A 9,812-nucleotide genomic window follows, 5' to 3' on the forward strand; every position below is an offset into this window, starting at 1 on the left:
AAGACAGTTTTAGAATTACTTGTGCCAACTATAGAGGTTTCCTCTAAAAAACTGAAGACGGTGGAGGGCGATCGCTAGCCATAGTTTAGACCAGGGCACACCTGTACAATTGGTACAGCAGACTTTGAAGCATAGCAGCTTACACACCATCAGCCGTTATGCCCACGCCAAGCAAGCGCGATAGTAGCGGGTTGTACTTGCCTCTTTAGTTCTGGAGGAAAGTGGGCGATGTCTACTTTAAGGGGCTGCGTCTACGCACATTTACTATTTATTTTCTAGTACATTACTAGCCAGTTGTGGCGAAGCGATGACCGAGCGCTGTGGGTTGGCTGCTGAGTTCCTCTACAGCGTTGGGTCAACAACTGGCGATTTGTGGCTGTTTTGTTCTGTTCTGTTATCTCATTGAAACTGCAATTCAGAGACTTGTGATGCCAAATTGCCAGAACCTTTGAACGTGCTGCTGTAACTTTAACATTTTCAAGCGAGGAAAACTCAAGAGCGATCGCTTATCATTCTTAGAGGAAACTTTTGATTAATAAATTTATGTCTAAAACAACACTCTTCTCTGGACTTACTTTGAGTTTAATGCTGAGTTTATTCTCCAGTCCTCCAACTGTTGCTCAAGAAATATACATTGACAATAACTGTAAACAAAATCAGCAATTAAATGAATTTGATAGGTTTACTATTTTCTATAAATCCGAATTTAAAACCAAAGGGCAAACATATTGGTTTTACTCAGGTAGGTATCAAGATGGAAGTACTATTGTTTGTATTTCAAAACCAGGATTTAAACAAGCAAAACCTTTAAACATACAACAAATACAGTCTGGTTACATCGATAAAATCGACAAAGACCCACGCAATAAAACAGCTTTTCTCGTTACCGTCCGCGAGGGTAATGGTTCCTATGTCCCAATGTTCCAATACCGACTCAATTTGTCCACACCTTCTAAACCTGCACTAACTAAACTACGGACTTGGACATCAGGACAGTAGTTGCCCTACTCCGGGGGCAGGTATGCGATCGCACCTCCTAATTCTTAGACGGTGGACACCCATCGCATGGTAAATGTAGATTTATGAAAATCAAGATTTACTATGCTCATTTAACTCCAGAAGAGTGCGATTCACCGCAATGTATTCCCGATATTCAATCAATGGAAGTAGAGATACCAGACGAAATCATTGATGTTCAAAAAGCTTTGAATGAGTGGAGCGCTAAGGCTGGTGTAACACTTTTTGATTGGAAGAAAAAACGTGTTCAGGACTAGGGCGATCGCACTTTCACCGACCATGTGAACTACTACATCTCAGCAGGATTTCAGCGAACTCATCTTGTTGTCGATGCGCTCGATCGCTAGGTTGGCGCGGTAGCCTCCCGCAGACTGCCGTAGTAACAGCGTCTTGTAGTTTGCACCGTCGTATAGACACCATGCGCTGCCAGTCCGGTTCCAGATTGACGTGACCTTGTTGTTGAACACATATCCACCGATCGGGTTAGCCAGATTGGCAGAACCTTTGGCGAAATACGCAAAAGACCCGTTGTAGGTGGAGTTCGTCCAGATGCAGAACTTGCCGGAGGGGCAGTCGGCCGAGTTGGCGGTCGCCGGGGAGGCGATGCCGACGGCGGTGACTAGGGAGGTCATCGCGAGCAGCAACGTTAGGGCGGGGCGTGCAGTCTGTCGGGAGCGTCGCGAAGCGGCGGCGCTCTTATCGGCAGATGTTATGGGTTGCTCCTTCATCAGTTTTTCCATTTAATGAGACTTTGTAGGAAATGCTGTTGTTCTCTGTTTACTGGCGTTGCTGTTACTCACTTGCATCGCCGACATAATTATTTGGCTGGCAGTTGCAAATTATATAATGAGCATTACGAATAAACACTTTATCAGTATTGTATTAAAGAGCCTAAATATTTAACAATCAGTCAAAAGCTATATATTAAGCAAATAGTAACTGTCTATCTGCTGGCGTAGATAACCGTTATTAAGAACAGATGTGGCTTCATCACACCAACAAACCAAAGTAAATATCAAACGACAGGACAAAAAAGCTTCTTTGTCCCCAGTTTAGTTTTTACAGACAACTTGTAATGTTTTGTTGCGGTAGCGTGAGGTGCTATGAGGTCAAATTGGGGAAAGTAGGGAAGTTGCGATCAGTTAAAACCTTTTGCTTCTAATTTAGTTTGCAATTAGAACCTGGAAATTACTCTTAAATCCGTATTCTTCACCACCCCAAGAAACGTAGCAGGTTTGATTTGGTGGATAGTATTTCCCAGGTGTATACTCCCCATCAACAATGGCTCTGCAAAAATATAATATATTCGCACCATTATCCTCTGTACCACCACGAACATTATCAAGAATGTACCCCGGAAAATTTACCCACGTCCAGCTATTAGCTGTGTAAAATATAGCGTACTCGTAGGCGTATTCTTCGCCACCCCAAGGAACGTAGCATTTTTGAGTTGGTGGATAGTATTTCCCAGGTGTATACTCCCCATCAACAATGGTAGAGCAAATGTATAAAATAGTTCCATTATTATCTTCAGTACCTCCTTGAATATAATAAGGATTAAAGGGTTTAACAGTAGTCTGTGAAACCTCGGCTAATGCAGGTACTCCTATGGAAACTGCTATTCCAACTGCTAGGAGTTTAGCAATACAATTAAATTTTATTAAATTTGTTGCGAGTGTTTTCAATTGCATATTCAATCAACTCCCATTTTTTAATAGTTGTTACTGAATTTATACAAAACGCAAAATAATGTAAGAATATGAAAAATCAAACTTTCAAAGAGTGGTGAATAATAAGTTGAATATTTTCAAATATTCAACTTATTAAAAATCTAATTTAATATTTTCATTTTTTATATGCATTCGTAAAATAAAAATAAAAAGTTACATTTATATTCAAAAACTATTTTGGTAAATGCTTAAGGAAGCTTTATCCGGTTTGGTAAAGGTTGATTATTGCTAGCGATGCCTACGGCAGCTACGTCTACACGGTTAGTATAGGCTGGTAGCGATACTGGCTTTTCCCGTTAAGTCGTGAAACAACGAAATAGCAAGGGTTTCAGACCATAGTTATTGAGAATAAATTAATATTAATGACAATGAATCACGATAGAACAGGGCTTTTGGGCTAGAGTAGAGTACGCGATCGCTGAATTAAGGAGATAACGGAAAAAGTCAGGGTAGCGATAGTGTCCATACGAACGCCCAAAAAGGGTTGTTTTTCGAGATATTTTTTTCACCAGTGTAATACGGTCTTAATCCCTCAGTGCGCGTGTTTAAGCCCAATGTCGGGAAATATAGGTGGACACTACCTGTTATATACGTGGTGCGATCTTGAAGCATCTTGTTATGCATACAATAACTAGTTGAGTAACAGTTATATGTTTTTATTAACTGGTTCACCAAGCTAGTTTGGCTGTTATTGGTTATTGGTATTTGTATAACTGGTTAATTGGTTTGTAACAGTTTGCCAAAGGGCGATCGCCAGAATTCCCCGCATCCTTGACTGCTTGCTGACGCAAGCGAACGACGACGGCTTCGCCGGTCATCCTGAAGTGGTAATCATTGGGTATTGGGGTTGGGGAATGGGGGCGATCGCACACTCGCACAGCAGGAGACGCGGCAACGCCTGAGTCGTCAGCAGCGTAGCTGCCAGTCCTTACTCTCACTCACTCCAAGAGATAGCGATCGCCCTAATTCTTAGAGGAAAACCCAAAAGCGATCGCATACAAAAAAGCCCAGTCATCTCATAACTGGGCTTTTAGCATCTCAATCAATTATTGGAGGTAGAGTATTTTCATCACAACCAATTAAGCAGCAGGTTGCTCTAGATTAACCTTGACAACTTTGTTCTTTTCTTGCTCAGACTTGGGCAGTGTCAAATTCAAAATGCCGTCTTTATAATCTGCGGTGACATTGGTATTTTGAATCCGGGCAGATAGAGGAATTACACGTTGGAATTTACCATAGTAAAATTCACTTCTTGTAGTGCCATTGTTTTCGGTTTTAGTTTGGGACTTGCGCTCACCGCTAATGTGAACAGCATCTTCGGTAACTTGAATATCCAGGTCTTTAGCCTCTAGTCCTGGCAGTTCTAGCTTCAAATGAATAGCATCATCAGTTTCGTGCAACTCAGCAGCCGGAACTCTGATAAAATCTCTGTCAAGCCGTGTAGATGGGACTCTGGTATCTCCAAATAAGCCGTTGATGTGACGTTCTAAAGCGTTCAATTCTTGCCAGGGGTTGTAACGAACTAGTGCCATAACTCTTACTCTCTTTAAATAGTTCCTGCTTAATCGTTTTTGCACTTCGTTTTGTGCTTATGTATTCATAATAAGTATGGTTAGAAGTCCTGTAAATTCGGTTATTATCACCCAATAATTGATGATTACCACACCAAATTAGCCAGTAAAAAAGATTACGGTTTACTCGAATTTTGCGGTTCGGTAAACCAGAATAATAACTATTAATAACAATAAGTCTGCTATTAAAAGGTATAGTGAAGTTAAGCTTTAACCCTACCCAATCTCAACTCTGATATCCACGCCCAGGAACATCTACACTTTTTCAAGCGAGGAAAACAGGGCAAGAGGCGATCGCATGATGTTACCAGCCCAAGAACAGTATTATCCAAGGCTTGATGCAATAAGGTGGCATCGAGACGAATTTGTGAAACGAGCAGCGTAATTGTTAAAAATAGGCAGAGATTACTAGAGCGTGCATATGAAATTTATGTTCTAAAGTTAGAAATAGGTTGATAAAATGCGCCTCTTAATTAAACCAAATCAGCAAACAAGGAATGTTGAAAATTTTAGTGACGGGTGCGACTGGGAATGTTGGCTGTGAGGTTATTCGCTTGCTACTATCCCACGATTGTCATGTCTGTGCCGCACTCAGAAATCCCGACAAAGCTCAACAAATATTAGGCAGCAACATTCATTGTGTCTGGTTCGATTTTATTAACCCCGACACGTGGGCAAGCGCTTTTGAAGGAGTCAACAAACTTTTTTTAGTACGTCCGCCTGCACTTGCCAATGTGAAGAGGCAAATTGCTCCGGCGCTGAATGCTGCAAAAGAAGCAGGTGTTGAGCATATCGTTTTTGTTTCACTTTTAGGAGCCGAGCGCAACCGAGTTGTACCGCACGCCAAGATTGAGCGCTACATCGAGCAATTGGGCATTCCTGCCACGTTTTTACGCGCTAGCTTTTTTATGCAAAATCTTAACACCGTACACCGAGAGGATATCAAAACCCGTGGCGAATTGTTTATGCCAGCGGGGAATGGTAAAACCAGTTTTATTGATGTGCGTGATATTGCTGCTGTTGCGGTACGTGCTTTGGTTGAAGATGGGCATTTGGGAAAAGCTTATGCGCTCACGGGTAGGGAAGCCTTGACTTACTATGAAGTAGCAGAAATTTTTACAGAAGTTTTGGGCAAACCAATTCGCTATACTAATCCCTCATTGTTGAAGTTTATTTGGCAAATGCGCGATCGCGGGCTGTCGTTGGACTTCATTTTGGTAATGGCAGCAATTTATACAACCGCTCGTTTAGGATTGGCAGGTGGCATTACACCAGATGTAGAGCAATTACTCGGTCGTCCGCCACTGACGATGCGGCAATATGTTGAGGATTATCGAAAGTTTTGGTTGTGAGAATATAGAGTGATCGCTCTTTATCGGCGTCACGTTTTTACTAATCAAATCTCGCTTCACAGCAAGAGCATATCACCCGCCGCAAATACTTCACTCGTTCTTCTGCATTAAGCGATGCCTACAACGGTAAACTATGCCCCCAGCCCTCTAAGAAAATGCCCTACCCAAACGGTTGCCCCCAACGTTCCCAATTTTCCTTGTTGAAGGGCGATCGCCACTTCAAAATTAAGTTCAACTCCAACTCTTGCCGTGCGCGTCGGTCAACAGGCGTATCCCACCAAAACGCGATGTTGACTGCTGTCTTCATTCCATAGCGATAATGCAGGTCTTGGTAGCTGGCTATATAATCCTTACAGGCGTGAATCCCTTTCCACCGTTTGTTACTTCTGCACGTCTCACCCACATACAAAATTAAGCCAGCCGCGGAGTCAACAACAAAGTAAAGACACGCATCGCCGGGGCTATCTGCTGGCATTCGGTAAAACGAGAGCGATCGCACCTGTAACTGCAACGGATCGATCCGGTCTGGGTCGCAGTGCTTAGGGGCTAAGTCAAATAACGTCGCCTGCTGCACTGGCTTAGTTTCTCTCACCCGTTGCTGATAGTCCAAAATCTGCGCTTTCCACTTCAGCAGGGCATCAGCACTCATCACCAGCACCTCTGCTCTACGTGCTGGTGTGGGCGTTACAGATGGGAATAGGTTTAGCTGATTGGGTTCCAATATATTAGGGGAGTGTGCCGACTAGCTGATTATCTCCCAGAACTGAAATGCAAGAAACCTGTTAACGGGTTTAGGAGTGCGTAGTTTACCGCCGTAGGCATCGCCCCAATTCAAGCCAGGAAAACTCAAGAGTAAGCGTAGCCCGTTGCAGACATCGCCTATATTCAACAATTGCAATAAACAGTTCAGTTTAGTAGAGTGTCACCCCACTGTTGTAAGCGTTCACGAAACTGGTGTAGTCGTACTCGACTTGAGTTGCATAGTCTAGAGCAAAGTTAACAATCTCATCTTTGAATACAGCCTTGTTACCGCTGGTGATATCAGTCACTTGCTTGTCAACGCTTTCTGAAACAATGCTAGCATCGTAATCTTGATCGGAGATCGCATGGTTTTTAGCAACGACCTTACCTGCATATCCCATCGCATCCATGAATTTTGATTTAGTGGTTAGTAAGGTATAGTCAAAGTCCACCTGGTAAGGGGATTTTTCATGCAGCATAAAGGGGATACCACTGACCGTAGTGTAGCCAACCAAGGGGTCAGTATTAGATAGCATCGCTTTGGTGGCGATTGTCACCCTCGCTCCTTGATGATTTCCATAGACTGAACTTGGTAGTAAACCTGGAACTGCGATTGCCACGGCGCTACTGGTTTCTTGCTTCATCTCCAAAATCCGGTCATCATCGGTTGCTGAAGTTGGGCCCTCAATCAGCAAGTAATACCGATACTTACCAAGACTACCAGTACCGGAACCTAATTTGAGACGAATATCTTTTAGGATGTAGTAACTATTGCTGTAACGCTTACTGCTAGGAACTGAAGTAATGTAGCTGCTCATCGCCCCAGTAATATCTGAGTAGGTACTGCTGGATACAGGCTGGAGTTCAGAGGTTGTCTGAAAAACTCGATTGCTACTACTATTTAGCAGCGTGTACTTATTTAGCAAACTAGAGCGGCTCTTGGCTGCTGCCTGTTGAATTAAATCCTTGACCACACCGTTGGTATTGCTCTCTTGCAAACGGTATGAAAGCTCGTCGTTAGTCCCCTTAAAGTCGCTCATCTTGTTGAGGTAAGCATCCAGGAAATTTCGGACAATATCTTGAGCATCACTGGAGCTTAGTCCATTCTCTTTGGCTGCTAGGAGAATCGAGACTGCCATACGTCGCAAATCCCAAACGTAGGGGCCAAGATAACCTTCATCAAAGTCAGTGGTGTCAAAGACGTTATTATCGTTGCTATCCCTCATTCCCCCAAGATTTTGCAAATGCATATCTCCTTCTAACCAAATGGCTGAGGTAGAAGAATTGACAAATCCTGAACCTGGTAATGTTTGCATATCACGATAAAAGATGTGAGCCGTCCCTCGATAGAAGGCGAAGGCGCTAGCTGTCATCTTTTGCATCTTCGTTGCCAGTTCTTGCGGTAATTGAGAAGCAAAGGGATGGTTGTATTGGTAAATTTCATTTTCCACCCAAGTTGAACGGGGAGTTGCAGCAACAGATGTAGATGCAAACCCCAAAGTTAAAATGAATACGGCTGCGATTGCAGATATGTGTTTGAGCATGAAAGTCTCTTAGATGGTAAAGAAATTAACTCTTGCTGGACTCTTGTGTAGACACAACCATCCAACAACAATTCTTTTACCACCTTGAGTCATAACTTATAAAGTGATTTAAAGCACAATGTAACAACTATTCATAGCCAGTAAAAAGATTACCAGTAAAAAGATTGCTGTCAAGAATTTTACGCTGCCCTCAATCAAGCGAACGCGTTCAGCGTCTCGTAGAGAGGAAAATAGAGCGTAGGCGTTGGCGTAGCCTCTCCAAGAGTTGCCTGTCGTAGGCATCGCCTTACTCCAGATCGCCAATGCCTTCACTTCAATCATTTCCTCTAAGAAATTTACGAGTATTAATTCACACAAGCTAAACTTATCCTCAAGCGATACCTGCGCTTCACTCCATTGCATTTACATTCTTCAAATCAACATTACACTAATCCAGAAGATAGATACATTTTTAAAAAGTTGAAGCACACTTGTAAAAGCAACTTTAACTATTCAATAATGGTGTGGCAATGTGGCTAAAATTTGGTGTAAATGAAGAAGGTATCTTGATATGTATTGAAGATATCAACAGGGGCAAGACTTCACTTAAGTGTCCTTACTGTCATGGTGAGTTAACTGCCAAGAAAGGCAAGGTGAAAGAGCATCATTTTGCTCATAATGACCAAACCTGCCGCCCCATAGCTAACCGAGAATTTCCAACTCTACCACTTTATGATAATTTCAATATTCAATTATCTGGCAAGGATTTGGCACAGTTAAAACTGCTGTGGAAGGAGTACGGAGCAAACAATTACCCTATCAGTTCCTACTTAGTTACTCCTGGGTTGATAAAAGCAGGAATGTTGAGAAAAAATGTCTACATTAAACCACCTGAATATGAATTTAGTCACTTGGGTAAAATTCCCGTTGGAGCGCTAGAGTTTACGCGGTTCAACGATATACAGGAGCCGCTATTACTTAAAAAGCTGCTGAAGCTGGAGCTAGCCTTGAAACACGCCGAGTACAAAAATGCCCCAGATTTAGCATACCGACTCACCGATTTAAAACTTTACCGCGCTCAACTTCAACGTATTCTATCCTCTAGCCTATATTTTTTAGAGATTGAAACGAATATTGGAATTATCTACAAAATAGGAGTAACCCAAAGACCCGTTATCAAGCGAATAGCAGAAGTAAAAATTGATTTACTTGCTCATTATTCAAGTGCTGTTATTAAAGTACTAGGAACTTGGTTACACCGAGGAAATATTGAACTGTATTTCAAACACCGCTATCAGGGTTTTAATTATCCCCTCGGCAGTTTAACTGAGTATTATAAATTTAATACTGAGGATGTCAAAATTGTGCTGCGTGACCTGCAACAAATGCAACCTAAAATACTATCTCTTGATGAAATAGATATTCTTGAGGAGAATACTAGCTTGATTCAAGTTGCTGTGTAGCATTTTGGTATGAACTACTGCGATCGCTATTTTTCCTCTAAGAAACTGGAACTGAGGGGCGTAGTTTACATACGTTGACATCGCCTCTCTCCTATCACCCCTGCACCCCCAATCATCAACACCAAAAAGCGCCCCCCTTTCTGGAGAGCGCTTTTTGTTTTATTTGACGCGATTACTGATTAACCGTTGATAGCAGGAGCGGTAAGAGCTACAGGAGCAGAATCACCAGCAGCCAAATCTAAGGGGAAGTTGTGAGCGTTACGCTCGTGCATTACTTCCATACCCAGGTTAGCGCGGTTGATTACATCAGCCCAAGTTGAAATCACACGACCTTCAGAGTCAATGATTGATTGGTTGAAGTTGAAACCGTTCAAGTTGAACGCCATTGTGCTTACACCCAAGGCGGTGAACCAGA

General features: G+C 42.5%; 11 protein-coding genes and 1 pseudogene. 4 read left to right on the forward strand and 8 right to left on the reverse strand.

Features of this window, described 5'->3' with window-relative positions; all coding sequences use genetic code 11:
* Positions 1-543: 543 nt before the first annotated feature.
* Together V7K53_RS27935 and V7K53_RS27940 are read left to right on the forward strand one after the other, a co-directional pair.
* Positions 544-999: a hypothetical protein gene (locus tag V7K53_RS27935; protein ID WP_335200731.1), complete on the forward strand. Its 456-nt coding sequence runs from the start codon at positions 544-546 to the stop codon at positions 997-999.
* Positions 1,000-1,082: 83 nt separating this feature from the next.
* The gene (locus V7K53_RS27940) at positions 1,083-1,274 is read left to right on the forward strand and encodes a hypothetical protein (RefSeq protein WP_322701474.1); all 192 of its coding nucleotides are present in this window, start codon (positions 1,083-1,085) and stop codon (positions 1,272-1,274) included.
* Positions 1,275-1,313: 39 nt separating this feature from the next.
* Here V7K53_RS27940 and V7K53_RS27945 read toward each other — a convergent pair whose 3' ends face one another.
* The 4 genes from V7K53_RS27945 to V7K53_RS27960 all read right to left on the reverse strand — a co-directional run bounded on the left by V7K53_RS27945 (position 1,314) and on the right by V7K53_RS27960 (position 4,279).
* Positions 1,314-1,757 (reverse strand): peptidase inhibitor family I36 protein, encoded by a 444-nt coding sequence (locus V7K53_RS27945; RefSeq protein WP_335200732.1) that lies wholly within the window; start codon positions 1,755-1,757, stop codon positions 1,314-1,316.
* Between the two features lie 423 nt (positions 1,758-2,180).
* Complete coding sequence (locus V7K53_RS27950) at positions 2,181-2,708, reverse strand: DM9 repeat-containing protein (protein ID WP_335200733.1); 528 nt, start codon at positions 2,706-2,708, stop codon at positions 2,181-2,183.
* Between the two features lie 734 nt (positions 2,709-3,442).
* Positions 3,443-3,685, reverse strand: a complete 243-nt coding sequence (locus V7K53_RS27955) for a hypothetical protein (protein ID WP_335200734.1) — start codon at positions 3,683-3,685, stop codon at positions 3,443-3,445.
* A 141-nt stretch (positions 3,686-3,826) separates the two neighbouring features.
* Positions 3,827-4,279, reverse strand: a complete 453-nt coding sequence (locus tag V7K53_RS27960; protein ID WP_335200735.1) for an Hsp20/alpha crystallin family protein — start codon at positions 4,277-4,279, stop codon at positions 3,827-3,829.
* A gap of 536 nt (positions 4,280-4,815) precedes the next feature.
* On the opposite strand from V7K53_RS27960, the gene V7K53_RS27965 reads away from it, so the two are divergent.
* Positions 4,816-5,670: an SDR family oxidoreductase gene (locus V7K53_RS27965; protein WP_335200736.1), complete on the forward strand. Its 855-nt coding sequence runs from the start codon at positions 4,816-4,818 to the stop codon at positions 5,668-5,670.
* Between the two features lie 160 nt (positions 5,671-5,830).
* On the opposite strand, the gene V7K53_RS27970 is transcribed toward V7K53_RS27965, so the two are convergent.
* The 3 genes from V7K53_RS27970 to V7K53_RS27980 all read right to left on the reverse strand — a co-directional run bounded on the left by V7K53_RS27970 (position 5,831) and on the right by V7K53_RS27980 (position 8,357).
* A complete protein-coding gene (locus tag V7K53_RS27970) occupies positions 5,831-6,319 on the reverse strand; it encodes a GIY-YIG nuclease family protein (protein ID WP_335200739.1) in 489 nt (162 codons plus the stop codon).
* Between the two features lie 262 nt (positions 6,320-6,581).
* Positions 6,582-7,955: a DUF2252 domain-containing protein gene (locus tag V7K53_RS27975; protein ID WP_335200737.1), complete on the reverse strand. Its 1,374-nt coding sequence runs from the start codon at positions 7,953-7,955 to the stop codon at positions 6,582-6,584.
* A gap of 108 nt (positions 7,956-8,063) precedes the next feature.
* Positions 8,064-8,357, reverse strand: a complete 294-nt coding sequence (locus V7K53_RS27980) for a hypothetical protein (protein WP_335200738.1) — start codon at positions 8,355-8,357, stop codon at positions 8,064-8,066.
* 107 nt (positions 8,358-8,464) lie between these two features.
* Here V7K53_RS27980 and V7K53_RS27985 point away from each other — a divergent pair, with 107 nt between their 5' ends.
* Positions 8,465-9,397 (forward strand): GIY-YIG nuclease family protein, encoded by a 933-nt coding sequence (locus tag V7K53_RS27985; protein WP_335200740.1) that lies wholly within the window; start codon positions 8,465-8,467, stop codon positions 9,395-9,397.
* Between the two features lie 179 nt (positions 9,398-9,576).
* On the opposite strand, the pseudogene V7K53_RS27990 reads toward V7K53_RS27985, so the two are convergent.
* Positions 9,577-9,812 (reverse strand): annotated as a pseudogene (locus V7K53_RS27990) (photosystem II q(b) protein); the annotation flags it as partial.

Origin of the sequence: Nostoc sp. (assembly GCF_036917355.1) — a bacterium.
In the GTDB taxonomy this organism is placed as follows: domain Bacteria; phylum Cyanobacteriota; class Cyanobacteriia; order Cyanobacteriales; family Nostocaceae; genus Nostoc.

What these genes read in the sequence shown, in the direction of transcription:
- V7K53_RS27935 (WP_335200731.1), top strand. Translation starts at nt 544, where the DNA reads ATGTCTAAAACAACACTCTTCTCTGGACTTACTTTGAGTTTAATGCTG.
- V7K53_RS27940 (WP_322701474.1), top strand. Translation starts at nt 1,083, where the DNA reads ATGAAAATCAAGATTTACTATGCTCATTTAACTCCAGAAGAGTGCGAT.
- V7K53_RS27945 (WP_335200732.1), bottom strand. Translation starts at nt 1,757, where the DNA reads ATGGAAAAACTGATGAAGGAGCAACCCATAACATCTGCCGATAAGAGC.
- V7K53_RS27950 (WP_335200733.1), bottom strand. Translation starts at nt 2,708, where the DNA reads ATGCAATTGAAAACACTCGCAACAAATTTAATAAAATTTAATTGTATT.
- V7K53_RS27960 (WP_335200735.1), bottom strand. Translation starts at nt 4,279, where the DNA reads ATGGCACTAGTTCGTTACAACCCCTGGCAAGAATTGAACGCTTTAGAA.
- V7K53_RS27965 (WP_335200736.1), top strand. Translation starts at nt 4,816, where the DNA reads ATGTTGAAAATTTTAGTGACGGGTGCGACTGGGAATGTTGGCTGTGAG.
- V7K53_RS27970 (WP_335200739.1), bottom strand. Translation starts at nt 6,319, where the DNA reads ATGAGTGCTGATGCCCTGCTGAAGTGGAAAGCGCAGATTTTGGACTAT.
- V7K53_RS27975 (WP_335200737.1), bottom strand. Translation starts at nt 7,955, where the DNA reads ATGCTCAAACACATATCTGCAATCGCAGCCGTATTCATTTTAACTTTG.
- V7K53_RS27980 (WP_335200738.1), bottom strand. Translation starts at nt 8,357, where the DNA reads ATGCAATGGAGTGAAGCGCAGGTATCGCTTGAGGATAAGTTTAGCTTG.
- V7K53_RS27985 (WP_335200740.1), top strand. Translation starts at nt 8,465, where the DNA reads ATGTGGCTAAAATTTGGTGTAAATGAAGAAGGTATCTTGATATGTATT.